15 protein-coding genes are annotated in these 15391 nt (G+C 62.2%); 6 read left to right on the top strand and 9 right to left on the bottom strand.

Annotated elements, in window-relative coordinates; translation table 11 throughout:
* Positions 1-6 precede the first annotated feature (6 nt).
* Complete coding sequence (locus MHK04_RS07790) at positions 7-1170, top strand: GuaB3 family IMP dehydrogenase-related protein (RefSeq protein ID WP_239205805.1); 1164 nt, start codon at positions 7-9, stop codon at positions 1168-1170.
* 103 nt (positions 1171-1273) lie between these two features.
* Here MHK04_RS07790 and MHK04_RS07785 read toward each other — a convergent pair whose 3' ends face one another.
* Complete coding sequence (locus MHK04_RS07785) at positions 1274-1645, bottom strand: hypothetical protein (protein WP_023020632.1); 372 nt, start codon at positions 1643-1645, stop codon at positions 1274-1276.
* Positions 1646-1678: 33 nt separating this feature from the next.
* On the opposite strand from MHK04_RS07785, the gene guaA reads away from it, so the two are divergent.
* Positions 1679-3253, top strand: a complete 1575-nt coding sequence (gene guaA / locus MHK04_RS07780; RefSeq protein WP_023020633.1) for a glutamine-hydrolyzing GMP synthase — start codon at positions 1679-1681, stop codon at positions 3251-3253.
* 64 nt (positions 3254-3317) lie between these two features.
* Here the strand turns inward: guaA and MHK04_RS07775 are convergent, their stop codons facing one another.
* Both MHK04_RS07775 and MHK04_RS07770 read right to left on the bottom strand, forming a co-directional pair.
* Complete coding sequence (locus MHK04_RS07775; RefSeq protein ID WP_023020634.1) at positions 3318-4355, bottom strand: HNH endonuclease signature motif containing protein; 1038 nt, start codon at positions 4353-4355, stop codon at positions 3318-3320.
* Between the two features lie 137 nt (positions 4356-4492).
* Positions 4493-4912 (bottom strand): hypothetical protein, encoded by a 420-nt coding sequence (locus tag MHK04_RS07770; protein WP_239205811.1) that lies wholly within the window; start codon positions 4910-4912, stop codon positions 4493-4495.
* Between the two features lie 64 nt (positions 4913-4976).
* Here MHK04_RS07770 and imuA' point away from each other — a divergent pair, with 64 nt between their 5' ends.
* Entirely contained in the window at positions 4977-5639 is a 663-nt protein-coding gene (imuA', locus tag MHK04_RS07765) for a DnaE2-dependent mutagenesis accessory factor ImuA' (RefSeq protein WP_495525055.1), read from the top strand.
* On the top strand, positions 5636-7159 hold the full coding sequence (locus MHK04_RS07760; RefSeq protein ID WP_239208237.1) for a DNA polymerase Y family protein: 1524 nt from the start codon (positions 5636-5638) through the stop codon (positions 7157-7159). Before imuA' ends, MHK04_RS07760 begins: the two co-directional genes overlap by 4 nt.
* Here the strand turns inward: MHK04_RS07760 and MHK04_RS07755 are convergent.
* The gene (locus tag MHK04_RS07755; protein WP_239208238.1) at positions 7156-7713 is read right to left on the bottom strand and encodes an AMIN-like domain-containing (lipo)protein; all 558 of its coding nucleotides are present in this window, start codon (positions 7711-7713) and stop codon (positions 7156-7158) included. The two genes, MHK04_RS07760 and MHK04_RS07755, sit on opposite strands and share 4 nt — an antisense overlap.
* A 110-nt stretch (positions 7714-7823) precedes the next feature.
* Between MHK04_RS07755 and MHK04_RS07750 the strand changes: the two genes are divergently transcribed.
* Complete coding sequence (locus MHK04_RS07750) at positions 7824-8684, top strand: sucrase ferredoxin (RefSeq protein WP_239208239.1); 861 nt, start codon at positions 7824-7826, stop codon at positions 8682-8684.
* Between the two features lie 21 nt (positions 8685-8705).
* Here the strand turns inward: MHK04_RS07750 and MHK04_RS07745 are convergent, their stop codons facing one another.
* From MHK04_RS07745 to MHK04_RS07735, 3 genes are all read right to left on the bottom strand, one after another.
* On the bottom strand, positions 8706-9386 hold the full coding sequence (locus tag MHK04_RS07745) for a methionine ABC transporter permease (protein WP_023020640.1): 681 nt from the start codon (positions 9384-9386) through the stop codon (positions 8706-8708).
* The gene (locus MHK04_RS07740) at positions 9383-10420 is read right to left on the bottom strand and encodes a methionine ABC transporter ATP-binding protein (RefSeq protein ID WP_239208240.1); all 1038 of its coding nucleotides are present in this window, start codon (positions 10418-10420) and stop codon (positions 9383-9385) included. Before MHK04_RS07740 ends, MHK04_RS07745 begins: the two co-directional genes overlap by 4 nt.
* 71 nt (positions 10421-10491) lie before the next feature.
* Complete coding sequence (locus MHK04_RS07735; RefSeq protein ID WP_023020642.1) at positions 10492-11349, bottom strand: MetQ/NlpA family ABC transporter substrate-binding protein; 858 nt, start codon at positions 11347-11349, stop codon at positions 10492-10494.
* Positions 11350-11486: 137 nt separating this feature from the next.
* Here MHK04_RS07735 and MHK04_RS07730 point away from each other — a divergent pair, with 137 nt between their 5' ends.
* On the top strand, positions 11487-14606 hold the full coding sequence (locus MHK04_RS07730; protein ID WP_239208241.1) for an error-prone DNA polymerase: 3120 nt from the start codon (positions 11487-11489) through the stop codon (positions 14604-14606).
* Here MHK04_RS07730 and MHK04_RS07725 read toward each other — a convergent pair.
* Together MHK04_RS07725 and MHK04_RS07720 are read right to left on the bottom strand one after the other, a co-directional pair.
* A complete protein-coding gene (locus tag MHK04_RS07725; protein ID WP_239208242.1) occupies positions 14603-15100 on the bottom strand; it encodes a hypothetical protein in 498 nt (165 codons plus the stop codon). The two genes, MHK04_RS07730 and MHK04_RS07725, sit on opposite strands and share 4 nt — an antisense overlap.
* Entirely contained in the window at positions 15100-15363 is a 264-nt protein-coding gene (locus MHK04_RS07720) for a helix-turn-helix transcriptional regulator (RefSeq protein WP_023020645.1), read from the bottom strand. Before MHK04_RS07720 ends, MHK04_RS07725 begins: the two co-directional genes overlap by 1 nt.
* Positions 15364-15391: the final 28 nt, after the last annotated feature.

The following is a 15391-nucleotide window of genomic DNA, read 5'->3' as shown; positions in this document are numbered from 1 at the left end:
AATATCATGCGTGAATACGCCGAAATTGGCATCGGCCGCGAGGCCCGCCGCACCTTTGATCTAGAGCAACTATCCATCGTGCCGCAACGCCGTACCCGCTCCTCCAAGGACGTGGATACCACCTGGCACATCGATGCCTATACCTTCGACATCCCTTTCGTGTCCCACCCCACCGATGCGCTCGCCACGCCCGAGTTCATCATCGAGATGGGCAAGCAAGGTGGCCTGGGCGTCATTAATGCTGAGGGTTTGTGGGGCCGCCACGAGGACCTCGAGGGCGCTCTAGCTCGCATTTACTCGCAGCCGGGCGATAACTCCATCATTCAGGAGCTACACGCTGCCCCGCTTGACGACGCCCTCCTTACCGAACGCATCTCCCAAGTCCGTGACTCCGGTGTCACCGTTGCTGTGCGCGTTTCTCCGCAAAATGCTCGTGAGATGGCCCCGAAGGTCATCGCGGCCGGCGCTGAGTTGCTGTTTATTCAGGGCACCCTGGTCTCGGCCGAACACGTGGCTACCGGGGGCGAGCCGCTGAACCTCAAGGAGTTCATCGGATCGCTGGATGTGCCGGTCATCGCGGGCGGAGTTACCGACTACACCACCGCGCTGCACCTGATGCGCACTGGCGCGGCCGGCGTTATCGTAGGCGCTGGTGTGACGACCAACGCCGAGACCGTTGGTATCGACTCGGCCATGGCCACTGCGATTGCCGACGCCGCCGCAGCCCGCCGCGATTACCTCGACGAGACTGGCGGCCGCTACGTGCACATCATCGCCGATACCGAGTTTGAAAACTCCGGCAATATTGCCAAGGCTTTTGCTTGTGGCGCCGACAGTGTCGCTCTCGGCCCACTGCTTGCTCAGGCCCGCGAGGCCGGAGGTAAAGGCTGGTACTGGCCCGCCACGGCCGGTCACCCGCGTTTCCCCCGCGGCTTCGTTCAGTTCTCCGGAGCTGATGCCGACTTGGATGTTGATTTCCTCACCGCCGGTACCCCGGCCGAAGCTGCAGAAGAGTCTGCCGCTCCTTCGCTTGAAACGGTGTTGCACGGTCCCTCCAGCGAGCCCTTCGGCCGCACCAACTTGGTCGGCGCGCTACGCCGTTCCATGGCAAAGTGCGGCTACACCGACCTGAAGTCCTTTCAGAAGGTTGAGCTCGCCGTCCGCCACTAATCGGCAATCTCGAACGCGGCTGTGCTTTCTTGGCGCAGCCGCGTTTTGTCTTCAAGCTTTCTTTTCCTCTGGAGAGGTAGAGCGTGGCGGAGAAGGAGAGTGGTTAGGAAACCAACTGCCAACCGCCTTCCCTCCTCCATGTGGTCTCGCGCGACATCGGCCGCCATTGCCCTGCATCGTGGACTGGGCACACGCGTGCTCCCGCAGGATTGAGTTCTACAACCTTCTTTTCCTCTTTCGCGCGCAGCACTACCGAATTATGCGCTACTTCTGGGTATCCCATGCGCTCTGCCTGCTGAGTGCCGCATAAGGGAGCCCACTCGTCCCACTTGCTTCCAAAGACTTCTGCGGCTGGGAGTGTTACCCGTTGTGGACCTTGTTCATCCAGCGCAGACGTCACCTCGGCCGTAGTTGGGGTAGCGTCACAACCGCATAACAATAGCCCGGTGGTGAGCACAATAGCCAAGCGCTTCATAAGCTATCAGTTTAGTGGGTTAGACTATGGGGCGTGACTAAGCCAAACACTACCCCGCGCCCCGTCCTCGTTGTGGACTTTGGCGCTCAGTACGCGCAGCTTATTGCCCGTCGCGTGCGCGAGGCCAAGATTTACTCCGAGGTTGTCCCTCACTCCGCGTCTGTGGAGGAAATCAAAGCTAAAGATCCCGCCGCGCTTATCCTGTCGGGTGGCCCGTCCTCCGTCTATGCTGACGGTGCCCCGGCCCTGAAGCCGGAGCTGCTTGAGCTCGGCATTCCTGTCTTCGGCATCTGCTATGGCTTCCAGGCCATGAACCACGCTCTTGGTGGCACTGTGTCGTCGACTGGCGAGCGTGAGTACGGCCGCACCGATATGAACGTTAAGGGCGGCGTACTGCACGCTGGCCTGGAGACTACCCATAAGGTATGGATGTCCCACGGTGATGCCGTATCTGCCGCTCCCGAGGGCTTTGAAGTTACGGCCACTTCGGCCGGTGCCCCGGTTGCAGCGATGGAGTGCCTGGAAAAGAAGATGGCCGGTGTGCAGTACCACCCTGAGGTGCAGCACTCGCCGCACGGCCAAGAGGTACTTACCCGCTTCCTGACCGAGATTGCCGGCCTAGAGCAGAACTGGACGGCCGATAATATCGCCGAGCAGCTCATCGCGGACGTTCGCGCTCAGGTGGGCGAGGACGGCCGCGCCATCTGTGGCCTATCCGGCGGTGTGGATTCCGCTGTAGCGGCGGCACTGGTGCAACGTGCCATCGGTGATCGCCTCACCTGTGTCTTCGTCGACCACGGCTTGCTGCGTGCTGGCGAGCGGGAGCAGGTGGAAAAGGACTTTGTCGCCTCCACCGGCGCGAAGCTGGTGACTGCGGATGAGCGCAGTGCCTTCTTGGAGAAGTTGGCCGGCGTTGACGACCCAGAAGCAAAGCGCAAGGCCATCGGCGCGGAGTTTATCCGTGCCTTTGAGCGTGCGGTTGCGGGCGTGCTTGACGACGCCCCTGCAGGCTCCACCGTCGACTACCTCGTCCAAGGCACGCTGTACCCGGACGTGGTCGAGTCTGGCGGCGGCGACGGCACGGCGAATATTAAGTCTCACCACAATGTTGGCGGTTTGCCAGATGACGTGGAGTTCGAGCTGGTTGAGCCGCTGCGTCTGCTGTTTAAAGACGAGGTACGCGCCGTCGGCCGCGAGCTGGGATTGCCGGAAGAAATCGTTAACCGCCAGCCATTCCCAGGCCCAGGTTTGGGTATCCGCATTATCGGTGAGGTAACCGAGGAACGCTTGGAGACGCTGCGTGAGGCGGACCTCATTGCCCGCACCGAGCTGACCAATGCCGGCTTGGATGACCAGATTTGGCAGTGCCCGGTCGTGCTGCTGGCCGACGTCCGTTCCGTTGGTGTGCAAGGTGATGGCCGCACCTATGGCCACCCGATCGTGCTACGCCCAGTGTCCTCGGAGGACGCCATGACTGCGGACTGGACCCGCTTGCCATACGAGGTACTGGAGAAAATTTCTACCCGCATCACCAATGAGGTGAAGGACGTCAACCGCGTGGTCTTGGACTGCACTTCCAAGCCACCGGGAACCATCGAGTGGGAGTAAAACGGCATGCGTAGAAGGCCTCAGGCTATCTCTGAGCGCCTTTTCGCGCGTTTGAGGAGCGTGTTTACTCGCGCGGGGTAAACGGTGGACGCCACACAATGCGCCCGCCCACCCGCTCGAGGCGGCCGCGCCGGGGCGGAGCGTTGGGGTCATCATCGTTGACGCCGTTATGGTAGGCGCAGCACATGACCAGGTTTTTCATATTCGTCTCCCCACCGTTACTCCACGCCTTGAGGTGGTGGACCTGGGAGAGATCGGCCGGTTGGTTGCAGCCCGGCCAGGCGCAGCGTGGGTTTTCTGCAGCGGCCATGATGCGCTGTTTGTCATTGGCCACGCGCGCCGTGCGGTAGAGGTTGACCGGCCCTTCTTCGGGGTGCACGAGCGTGACGTAGCCGGTTTCTCTATCGCCAGAAAAGCCGACGTCGTTGAGTACGCGCCGCAGATATTCGGTGCCGGTAATGGTGGCGCCATTGGTCAGGTCGAGCTCGATATCGTCGCCGTGGCCGTCGCGGATGCGAATGAATTTGTCTAATGGCACGATGGCATTGGTTATCACCTCTGCCCGCGCGGCCGCTGCCTGGTCAAAGAAAATTTTTTCTACCGCCTCGAGCGATTGCTTCCCGGTCGCGGCCAGCGCGGCGTTGAGATCCGCGATGAAACTAGAGGTTCCGGTGATGGCAAGCGTCCAGTAGTCATTGGGGCGTCGGTAAGTGCGCACACCTGGAGTAACGGTGTTGTCTTTCATCTCGTGCAGGCGCCGGCGGGCGTGCTTGAGAATATGGCTCATCGCGCCGGTCATTGCGCAGCACTCCGCGCGTAGCTCCCAGGCCTGTTTCTTGCTCGGGGCGCGGTTAACAATGCGCTCTAGGGCGGTGAGTGTGGCGATAGAATGGGTGTTGCGACGGGCGTCGGCAATAGCACGGCGCTGTAGCCGGGTAAATTTGGTGCGGCCAAAGTAGCTCTCACACAAAAGAAGCAGATCGGCCGCGATGGCATCGGGCGCGCCGTGGTCCATAAGCTCGGACCCGGACATGCCCTGGCACCCGGCGATGATGTCCATGCCGGGGCCTAAGGCAGTGAGGTAGGTCTCGAGTGCGTTCATGCCTGCAACGCTACGACGCGCACCTACACCGGCGCACGGCCGGCGCAACCGCTGCGGCCAGTTGTGTGGATAACCCGGCCTACATACCCGAGGCGGGGCGGAAAAGCTGTGGATAACCCCGAAAAGTGTCGTATAGATTAGGCAAACGCGAGCCGTCGCGTGCCATCCACGTGGGGGAAGACGAGAAAGCTCAGGCCAAAAACCACCAGCCATACCAGGCCGGCGCCCCACGCGGGTAGGGCCACGATGGGGGCGAGCATCACCATAAGCCACAGAATCATCAGTGGCACGAGCTGTGCGATGCTAGGAACCAGAGTGACATTGCGCTTGGTGGCATAATCGCGCATCGCGTGGCGGTAGGGGTGGGCAAAGACGAGAACGAAAGCTGCCACGAGGCACACGAGCGCCCCGATTAGTGCAGCAAAAATATGTGCGCGGCTGGCCAAAAGCGCCACGGCCGCACCGATGAGGATGGACGAACCCAAACGCACCCATGGCGGAGTGGGAATGGGGGTGGTGTGCTCGCGCATGGCACCGTAGGCAGCGTTGAAGTTCATGCCGCTAAGGCTACCATTCGAACATACACTTGCATGTGTCCGGGTGAGGGTTCATACTATTCGGGTGAATCAAACGAGCGTTCGCCTAGAAAAAGCGGTGGCCGGACTAAGTAGGTCGGACCGTGTGGCGATGCTGCGTACTCGCATGCGCGCTATGGAGCGTGGCCCGGAAGAGGAGCTGGTAGATACGCTTCCTGGCCTGGCACGTCTGCTTCCTGCGGGCGGCTTGGCGCGCCGGCACGTGGTGCACTGTACTAACTGTCCAGCGCTTGTGGTGGATCTTATCTGTCATCTCACCGCCCGCGGCGGGTATGTAGGTGTGGTGGGGTGGCCAGATTTACTACTCGCACAAGTGGCCGAGGAAGGTGTTATCGAACGTGTGGTAACCGTCCCAGATCCGGGAGTGGATTCCTGGATGGTGACAGGGGTATTGGCGGAAGGACTGGACCTAGTCATCCATCATGGGCCGCCCGGTGAGGTGAGCCCAACCAAGGCCCGGCCGGTGCTGGCGAAGGTGCGCGGCGGGCGCGCGGCGGTGCTGACGGTGGGCACACGCTTGCCCGGCACGGCGGTGGAGATAGGGGCGCAGGTGAGTGCCTATCGGGGCGTCGGCAAGGGCAGTGGGCGCATTCGCGGCGTGGACATGGACGTTGAGGTGACCTCGAAGCAGGCTAGCGTGCATGGGGTGCTCACGGTGGGCCAACACCGCAGACTGGAGGCCGTATGAGGGTAGCGGCCGTGTGGTTTCCGGATTGGCCCATCCAGGCCGTCGGCGGGCAGGGTCCTATGGTCATTGCGCGCAATCACGCGGTTGCGGTATGTGATAGAGCGGCGCGCCGGGCAGGGGTGCGGCGTGGGATGCGCCTGCGTCAGGCCCAAGCGTTGTGTCCCGAGGCGGCGGTGGTGGAGGCTAACCCGGACCGGGATGGTGCGGCGTTTGCGGAGGTTGCGGCTGGTTTGGATGCGGTGGCGTGCTCGGTGGAGGTGTTGCGTCCCGGCCTGGCCATTGTGGACGCGGGCGCGGCGCTGCGCTACCACGGGGAGAAAGCATTAGAGATGCTTGTCGACGCCTCTTCGTACGCCGGCTTCGATTCCACCCTCGGCGTCGCCGATGAGATTGCTACGGCTGTCATCGCGGCCCGGCACCGTGGCATGGGTGCGGTGGTGCCAGAGGGCGGATCGCGGGAGTTTTTGGCTACCCAGCCCATAGGAGTGCTCGCCGCCGATGAGGCCTTGGGCTTTGATGCTGGGTTTGTTGCGCAGCTCGATAAGTTGGGCGTGCGCCGCCTGGGCGACTTAGCTGCACTGCCGTTTAAGCAGGTAGCTACCCGTTTCGGTGAGTCCGGGCGTCGCGCGCACGAACTGGCCCAGGCTCGTGCGGATAGGCGGGTGGCCCCAGAACTGGCACGCCCAGACCTGGCCGTGGAAATGGAAGAGCGCATCGAGCGCGTGGACGCGGCGGCCTTCGCGGCCCGTCAGCTAGCGTCCCGGCTGCATGCCCGCTTGGAAGAGGCCGGCAAGGTCTGCCTGCGGCTGCGCGTGGTAGCGGAGTTTGGCACCGGCGAGGAGCTGGCGCGGGTATGGCGCACACAGGAAGCGCTGACGGAGCAGGCCACCGCGGACCGCGTGCGCTGGCAGCTCGATGGCTGGCTCTCGCGTGCCACTGGTGGGGGCGCGGCCATCCGCCGCCTCGCACTGGAGCCGGTGGAGGTTGCCACCCCGTCCGCCACCGGCCTCTGGGGCGGGGAGGGATCGCAGGAGCAAGTCAAGCGCGTTATCGCTCGGGTGCAATCACAGCTGGGGGTCGACCGCGTGCTACAGCCGCGGGCGGTGGGTGGCCGCGGGGTGGCCGAGCGCATCGAGTACGTGCCCTATGGCGAGCAGCGCGACGCACCGCCACAAGGCGAGTGGCCCGGCCGTATTCCGGCACCCCTACCTGCGCGGCTGGGCGGTGGGCCTAATCATCCGGCCGCGCGCATCCGGCTTATCGACGCCGCTCGTCGCGAAGTATTCGTCACCGCCGAGGCTCTCCTTTCGGGGGTGCCGGTGGCATTGAGCTGGGGCGCTCATCGCTTCCGCGTGCTGGGCTGGGCCGGTCCCTGGCCGGTGGATACGCAGTGGTGGACTAGTAACCCGCAGCACGTAGCGCGCCTGCAGGTGGTGGGCCAAGCCGACCACGAAGAGCACCAGCGGGCCTGGCTTTTGGTATGGTCCGGCGGGCGCTGGCGGGTGGAGGCGACCTATTAATCGCGAATATCGACTACGAGGCGGGTGGGGTTATCGAGCACCTGCACGGAATAGGGCTTGCGCGAGGTCATGCCGATGACGAATTGGCAGCGGCCCTCGTAGGTACCGCCGTTGACCACCTGGGTGACGACTCCCTCTACGGGGGCATCCACCACGCCGATGTGGGGATCGTCCTTCCCCGCCTCGAAGGGGTAGACCACGCCGTCGATATTGACATTGAGTGCGGTCTCGCCGGAGTGGTCAATAGTCTTGCCAGAACCCTGCTGCGTGGGCGTGTCGGCATAGTCCACGAACCAGCCAGGGGAGCCGCCGCCGTCGAGTTCGAAGACGACGCGCTCGAAACCCTCGTGCTGGCCGAACCGCACGTCGGTCACCGTGAGCTCGGAGGGGGCCTGCGGCCGGAGGGTTTTCATTTCCATGTTGGCCTGGCCTAGCGGATTGAGCCGGGAGTTATCCGCAGATGCAGCCATGGTGGTGCGGTCCGTCTCTTGGGCGACGCAGCCGCTGAGAAAAGCGGCGACGAGGAGTGTTGCGGCGAGACGGACTTTTAGCATGCCCCCTAGGTTATAGTTTCGGCCGTGAACTGTATAGCCGAGGGGGTATTTCGTGGCCGAATTGTGGCCAAGGGTGTGAGCTGAAATGCAGAAAGGTTAGGCTTAGGTATATGACCGAGTTCTGTTCAGATATCCAGGTAGAGCCGCTGCCAGGCACGGCGAAGAAGGAATCCGTCTATGTGCTTTTTGAGTGGCCGGGCGGATGGTCGCGAGACGTGCTCGATGGCGATACCTTTGGGCCGGATCTCACGGCCCAACTCAAGGCCAAGCTGAAAGGTGTGGCGGGGCTGCAGCTTATCCGTCGGCCGGGCCGCGACGGCCGCCAGGTAGGCAAGATGCACCGCTGCTACCTGGTGTGGGCCGAGCAGGGAGTGATGGAACTCGTGCTGCTGACAGGGCCGGAGAAAATCCTCGATCTGGATCTGACAGAACCTGGACGCAATGGAGGCGGCGCAGTGGAAACACCGCTGGTTTTGGTGTGCACGCACGCGAAGCGCGATACCTGCTGTGCGGTCAAGGGGCGGCCGTTGGCCGCGGAGCTGGTGGAGGATTACCCGGATATGGTCTGGGAGACCTCGCACACGAAGGGACACCGGTTCGCGCCATCGGTCATGCTCATGCCGTGGGGCTATTCCTTTGGACGAATGAATAAAGAAGCCGCCGCGCAGATGATTGCGGCGGCGGCGAAGGGGAAGTATTTCTACCCGGTAAATCGCGGGCGCGGTATTTTCGGCCCGCGCGGCCAGGTGGCGGAGTTGGCGGTGGCCCGAGCGCTTATCGACGCCGGCGAGGAGCTCTCCTACGGCCAGCTCACCGCCACTGATAGCGGCGAGGTCAGCCACATTGACGGCCGGCGCTGGCGCGTGACGCTCGAGGAGCGCGAGGTAGAAGGTGTGGTTTCCTCGTGTGGTGACTCCCCGAAGACGGGCCAAGCCATCGTAGCGACCGGCGTGGAGCCGGTCGCGGGGTAGGGCGGCGTCGGCAAGCGGGGGCTAGCGGCGCATGACCTTGGAGGAGAGCCAGTTGCCGAAGAACTGGGCGGCCTGCACCAGCACGATGATGATGAGCGTGGCCACGACGGTGACCTCCCATTCGAAGGCACGGTAACCGTAGACGATTGCAAAGTCACCCAAGCCGCCGCCGCCGACGTAGCCGGCCATAGCGGACATGTCCACGATGGCGATAAATAGGAAGGTGTAGCCCAAAATCAGTGGGCCGAGGGCCTCTGGGACGATAACGGAGGTAATGATCTTCCACGGCGAGGCACCCATGGAGCGGGCGGCCTCGATAACGCCGGGGTCGATGGACACGAGGTTTTGTTCCACCACGCGGGCTACGGAGAAGGTCGCCGCGATGACCATGACGAAGGTGGCCGGTCCGCGGCCGATGGACCCGCCCATCACTATGACGGTCAGTGGCTGGGCAAAAGCCAGCAAAATGATGAACGGGATGGGGCGGACGAAGTTAACCAGCAGGTTGACAATGAAATAGACGAACCGGTTTTGTAGGATGCCGCCCGTGCGGGTGGTATAGAGCAGCATGCCTAGGCCAAGGCCGAGGATGCCGGAAACGATGAGGGTAGTCGAGACCATGATGAGGGTATCGACGATGGCATCGGCCAGTGAAGGGCCGAGGCGGTCCCAGTTGGCTTGGGCGAGGGTGGTGACGGTCATCGTGCAATCTCCTCAATCTGGGTGGTGGTAGAAAGCGTGCGGTAGAACTCTTCGATGGCGTTATTATCGCCGCTGAGCCGTACGGTCAGCTTGCCAAAGGAATGCTGCTGCAGCGTGGTGATGCCGCCGTGGACGACGGCGATGGATACGCCGGCTTCCTTAAGGCGGGCGGCGGCGGTGAAAAAGCCGGATTCCTCGGTGAGGTTGATGGTAAATAGGCGGCCTTCGTGCGCGAGCAGGTCGTCGGTTTCAACGACGTCGGGCTCGTTGCGCAGCGAGGTGGCTACGAACTTGGCGGCCACGGAGGTCTGTGGGTTGGAAAAGACCTCGTAGACGCTGCCTTGTTCCACGACACGGCCGTTTTCCATCACGGCGACCTTATCGGCGATGGAGCGTACGACTTCCATCTCGTGGGTAATAACCACGATGGTGATGCCAAATTCCTTGTTTACCTGACGCAGTAGGTCGAGGACTTCCTGCGTGGTGGTGGGGTCGAGGGCGGAAGTGGCTTCGTCGGCAAGCAGCAGCGAGGGGTTGGTGGCCAGCGCACGGGCAATGCCGACGCGCTGCTTCTGGCCGCCGGAAAGCTGCTCTGGGTAGCTCTTGCCCTTGTCTCCTAGGCCGACGAACTCCAGCAGCTCTTGCACGCGCTGGGCGCGCTCCTGCTTGCCGACGCCCTGCAGCTGCAGCGGGTATTCAATATTGCCGGCTGCGGTGCGCGAGTTCATCAGGTTGAACTGTTGGAAAATCATGCCGATATTGCGGCGAATGCCGCGCAGCTTCTTTTCGGACATGCCAACGATATTGGTGTCATCAAGCAGCAGCTCTCCCGCGGACGGGGTGTCCAAGCCGTTGATCATGCGTACAAGGGTGGACTTGCCGGCGCCGGAGTAGCCAATGATGCCGACAATTTCGCCGGGCTCAATGGTCATGGAGACATGGTCGAGTGCCTTAACTCGCGCCTTTTTCTGCTTAAAGATCTTGGTGATCTCGCGGAACTCGATGCGGGTGCCGCGTTGAGTGGAATCTGCCACGTGTTTGCGTCCTTAGTTAGGAAAGTGCCAAACCCCGCCGGGGGGTTCCGGCGGGGTAAAAGCAAGGGTGATTAGTCCAGATCTGCTTCGAGCTTATCTAGGATCTTCTGCAGATCCTCCTGGCTGCGCTCCACCTCGACGGAGGTGCCGGCGGAGTCTTCATCGACGCCCTCCTGGACGGCGTCGGAGTGCCATAGCTCGGCAAGCTTCTTGATGTCTTCGTTATCGGCGTCCTCCTCGCGAACGGCGAAGACGTTGATGTACGGTTCTGCTTCTTCAGAATTTGGATCGTCTTGGAAGATGGCAGTCTTCGGATCGATGCCGGCGCGCTCCAGGAAGGAGTTATTGATGATGGCTGGCGTGCCCTCGCCGTGCGCGGACGTGGTCTGTGCGGCGTCTACCGGGGTGACCTTGACCTTGGACTTCTTTTCATCAATGTCCAGCGGGGTGGGCTCCAAGTTGTCCTTGTCCTTCAGGGTAAGAAGGCCGGCCTGGACTAGCACGTTAATGGCGCGGGCCTGGTTGGTGGAGTCATTCGGGATGGCGACCTCTTCGCCCTCGATGCCGTCGAGGGAGTCGTGGTCCTTCCAAAACAGTGCTAGCGGCACGATTTCGGTGGCCACGATAGGCACCAGGTTGGTGTCATTGCCGTGGTTGTACTCCGCTAGGAACTTCAGGTGCTGGAAGTTATTGGTATCCAGCTCGCCCTGGTCCAGAGCCTGGTTCGGGGTGTTGTAGTCCGCGAATGGCTGGATATCAATGTCATAGCCAGCGTTTTTCGCTTCCTGCTCGAATGCTACCCACGCCTTCTTGGCGTCGTCGGTGGTGCCCACCTTGATGGACTTGGAATCATCGGAGGAGCAGGCCACCAAGCTGGTGGAAGCGATAGTTACAGCGGCGGCAGCAGCCACTACGCGACGGATCTGCATGGGGGTTCCCCTTCTTGTAGGAGTTGAAATAATTTGTCTGTTTAGCAACTTAGCAATCAGCGAACCGCTTTGTCTATTGTCGGCATCACGTCTTACGGGGTTGTATAGAACAATGATTCGATATTACGCTGTGCGGGGTGGAATTTAATGGCGGAAAAGCACTGTCGTGGTCGCGGGTGGAGCGCATTCTCTCTGGCCGCGAATCTGCCGCGCCCGTGCCGGTTAATCACCTTCATGGGCCAGCCGATTCTGCTCAGCGCGGCCATTCTGCCGTCCCCTTTGCGGAGTTGCACGCGGTAAGTTCGTATAGCTTTCTCGACGGCGCTGCTGAGCCGGAAGAGCTGGTTGGCCGGGCTGTGGAGCTGGGGCTCGAGGGGCTGGCAATCGTGGACCGCGATGGCTTTTATGGGCTCATGAAATTCGCTGAAGCCGCTGCTAAAGCGAATCTTCCGGCCGTATATGGCGCGGAACTATCGCTCGCGGAAGCGCCGGTGACCGTGTTGGCGCGCACCCCGGAAGGCTATCGCCGTTTATCGCGCCTTATTGCACACGCGCGGATGGAAGCTGGGGAGAAGGATCGGGTGGATTATCCGCCACTAGATGAGGTGGCGCGCGAGTTGGAAGGGGAATGCTTCTTTCTGGTGGGGCCGGAAGCGTTAGCAGAAATCGATAACCTGCTCGAAAGAATAAAAATAGACAGCATAGTTCTCGAATATTCGTGCAGCATGTCCCCTGAGGATGCGGATCGGCACCGGTTCCTCGATAAATACAATAACCTGCGGGCCATCGCAACCGCACGGCCCGCGGCCGCGACTCGTGATCAGGCTCGGCTCGCCGCCGCCAAGCGCGCCTTGGCTCGCCGCGAATCCCTCGCGGCCGCTGCGCCGCACGCCCACCCCATGGGCGCCGGCTGGCTACGATCCGGCGAGCAGATGGCACAACTTTTACCTGACCGGCCGGAGCTTATTGCGGAAACTGTGCGTCTGGCTCGCGAGTGTTCCTTTACCTGGGATGCGCTTGCCCCGAACCTGCCGCACTTTCCCGTTCCGGAGGGGCATACCGAGATGAGCTGGCTGGAGCATGAGGTCTGGCGCCGTGCCAAGGAGCGTTATGCCTCGCGGCCGGCCGAGATTAAGCAGGCGGCGAAGAAGCAGATTAGGCATGAGCTGGGCGTCATCAAGCAACTGGGCTTTCCCGGCTACTTCCTAATTGTGTGCGACCTGGTGGATTTTTGTCGCCAGGAAAATATTTTGTGCCAGGGCCGCGGCTCGGCCGCTAACTCTGCGGTGTGTTTCGCACTGGGTATTACCAACGCCGAGCCCATCTCCGCGCAGCTGCTTTTTGAGCGCTTCCTTTCCCCGGACCGCGATGGCCCGCCCGATATTGATATCGATATCGAATCCGGCCACCGCGAGGAGGTAATCCAGTATGTCTATCGCACCCACGGCCGGGAACGAGCCGCGCAGGTGGCCAATGTCATTACTTATCGCCGCAAGGGGGCTACCCGCGATGCCGCCCGCGCGCTAGGCTACCCGCAGGGATCGGCCGATGCGTGGTCGAAGGGTACCTCCGAACCGCCTGCTGAGGTCTCATCTTTGGCCGAGCAATTCCTCGGCCAGCCCCGCCACCTAGGAATCCACTCCGGCGGCATGGTGCTGTGTGACCGACCCATTGCGGACGTCGTCCCCATGGAATGGGCCCGCATGGAAAACCGCTCCGTGCTGCAATGGGATAAGGACGATTGTGCGGCCGCCGGCCTAGTGAAATTCGACCTGCTCGGCCTTGGCATGTTGGAGGCGCTGCACCACATGATTGACGCCGTGCGCGCCACCACCGGCCGCGAGGTGCATCTGTGGGAACTCGACCTCGCCGAGCCGGAAGTCTATGACATGCTCTGCCGCGCCGATGCGGTGGGCGTCTTCCAGGTGGAATCCCGCGCGCAGCTAGCCACGCTGCCGCGCTTGAAGCCGCGCCGTTTCTTTGACCTAGTGGTCGAAGTCGCGCTTATTCGGCCCGGCCCCATCCAAGGCGGATCCGTGCACCCTTACTTGCGCCGCCGCGATGGCCTAGAAGAGGTGACCTATGACCACCCCGTCTTGGAAAAATCCCTAGGCAAGACGCTGGGCATCCCCCTTTTCCAAGAACAGCTGATGCAGATTGCCGTAGACGCGGCAGGTTTTTCCGGCGCCGAGGCCGATGACCTGCGCCGCGCCATGGGGTCGAAGCGCTCGCCGGCGAAGATGGCCGCGCTGCGCAGCCGCTTTTTTAACGGCCTGCGCGAGACTAACGGCATCGAGGGCGAGGTGGCGGATAAGCTCTGGGCCAAAATCGTGGCCTTTGCTGCCTATGGTTTCCCCGAATCGCACTCGCAGTCCTTTGCCTCACTGGTGTATTTCTCCGCGTGGTTTAAGTACCACTACCCGGCGGAATTCTGCGTGGGCCTGCTGCGCGCGCAGCCGATGGGCTTTTATTCCCCGCAGTCGCTCATCCAAGATGCCCGGCGCCACGGCGTGCGGGTGCTGCCGGTGAGTATCAATGATTCTGGTGCGCAGGCCCGCGCAACGGGGTCGGGCGAGATTCGGCTGGGCCTCAACCTCATTAAGGGGTTGGGGGAGTCCGCCGCCGAGCGCGTGGAGGCGGCCGCGCCTTTTGCTAGCGTGTCCGATCTTTCGCGCTGGGCGGATCTCAGCGTGGAGCAGGTGGAAGCGCTGGCCACGGCTGGGGCATTGGAGTGTCTGGGGTTGGATCGTCGTCAAGCGTTGTGGCAGGCCGGAGTTGCCGCCACCGAGCGCGAGGGAATGCTGCCTGGCACTTCCGCGCTGGCTGCACCGCACCTGCCTGGCATGTCCGCCTTCGAGCTTATGGCTACCGACGTCGCTTCCACCGGCGTGACCCATAGCCAGCAACCGATGGAGCTGGTGCGTGCCTCGCTTGCCGACGTCCTGCCTGCTTCCCAACTTCCCCATGTTCCCGATGGCACCCGCGTGCGCATCGCCGGCATTATTACCCACCGCCAGCGCCCGCGTACTGCGTCTGGCTTGACCTTTTTGGGCGTGGAGGATGAAACCGGCCTGATGAACGTGATGGTTTCGCCCGGATTGTGGTCGCGGCATAAGGTTGTGGCCCGCACCGCCCGTGCAATGATCATTCGCGGCATCGTACAAAACGCCACCGGCGCGGTCAGCGTGGTCGCGGATAAGCTCGAGCCGCTGGACTTTGGCGAATTCCTCTCCCGCGGCTCCCGCGATTTCCGCTAGTTTCCTCCGCTGCGCAGCTCGTCTGCGTTGAGCTTATTGGCCAATTCCTTGGCTACCGCAAAAGGGATCCACAGCAGTTGGGTATAGATGAGCTTGGCAAAGAAGATGGCGATACTCGCCCCCGAGGTCGCCTCCTCCACTGCGGTTTCCTCCGCTCCGAGGAAGCGTAGGCCGAATGCGGTGGCAACGGCGACGAGGAAGAGCACTGTGGAAGTAACCACTGCGGTCTTGAGTCCTTGGTCGCGGGCGTCGGTATGCAGGCGCAGTTCGTACTCATCCATCTCCGTGGTAGGCACGTCGAGGTGACGGATGGACTGGCGCAGCCATGTGGTGCAGGTAGTCGCCGCGATGCCGGCAATCGGCCATAGCAAGTTAGACAAGCTGAGCGCGATGAAGTGCAGGGCTGCCGTCACGATGGCCAGGCCGAGGAAAATGTCGCCGGCCAGGACAAGGCGCTTGCGGCGGGAAACGGAGGCGGGGATTGGGCTAGCCATTAGGAATTCTTCCTATAGATTTCAGTGGACATGGGGGAAAATTCCTGGCGGGAAAAAATAGCCTCCACGGGGAGGTCAAAGACCTCGCAGACGCGGAAGGCTAGGTCCAGGCTGGGGGAGTGATCCCCGCGCTCAAGCGCGCCGACGGTTTGGGGGTTGACGTCGATGGCCTCGGCCAGCTGCGCGCGCGACATGTCCCGCTCGGCGCGCAGTACACGTACCCGGTTATAAATGGGTGCGGAGGGCTTCTTCTTTGGGGACATAAGTCAAAGTATTGCATAAACCCAACAT

The organism is Corynebacterium nasorum (assembly GCF_022345765.1).
Lineage (GTDB): Bacteria > Actinomycetota > Actinomycetes > Mycobacteriales > Mycobacteriaceae > Corynebacterium > Corynebacterium kefirresidentii.
The sequence above is the reverse complement of the archived record's forward strand: the minus strand, read 5'-3'. Positions and strand labels throughout refer to the sequence as shown.

Bases quoted from the DNA above. Each gene is read 5' to 3' on its own strand.
- MHK04_RS07745 (WP_023020640.1), bottom strand. From the start codon at position 9,386: ATGACCGTCACCACCCTCGCCCAAGCCAACTGGGACCGCCTCGGCCCT.
- MHK04_RS07720 (WP_023020645.1), bottom strand. From the start codon at position 15,363: ATGTCCCCAAAGAAGAAGCCCTCCGCACCCATTTATAACCGGGTACGT.
- MHK04_RS07775 (WP_023020634.1), bottom strand. From the start codon at position 4,355: ATGAACGCACTCGAGACCTACCTCACTGCCTTAGGCCCCGGCATGGAC.
- MHK04_RS07790 (WP_239205805.1), top strand. From the start codon at position 7: ATGCGTGAATACGCCGAAATTGGCATCGGCCGCGAGGCCCGCCGCACC.
- MHK04_RS07725 (WP_239208242.1), bottom strand. From the start codon at position 15,100: ATGGCTAGCCCAATCCCCGCCTCCGTTTCCCGCCGCAAGCGCCTTGTC.
- MHK04_RS07755 (WP_239208238.1), bottom strand. From the start codon at position 7,713: ATGCTAAAAGTCCGTCTCGCCGCAACACTCCTCGTCGCCGCTTTTCTC.
- MHK04_RS07760 (WP_239208237.1), top strand. From the start codon at position 5,636: ATGAGGGTAGCGGCCGTGTGGTTTCCGGATTGGCCCATCCAGGCCGTC.
- MHK04_RS07770 (WP_239205811.1), bottom strand. From the start codon at position 4,912: ATGAACTTCAACGCTGCCTACGGTGCCATGCGCGAGCACACCACCCCC.
- MHK04_RS07785 (WP_023020632.1), bottom strand. From the start codon at position 1,645: ATGAAGCGCTTGGCTATTGTGCTCACCACCGGGCTATTGTTATGCGGT.
- MHK04_RS07735 (WP_023020642.1), bottom strand. From the start codon at position 11,349: ATGCAGATCCGTCGCGTAGTGGCTGCTGCCGCCGCTGTAACTATCGCT.
- MHK04_RS07750 (WP_239208239.1), top strand. From the start codon at position 7,824: ATGACCGAGTTCTGTTCAGATATCCAGGTAGAGCCGCTGCCAGGCACG.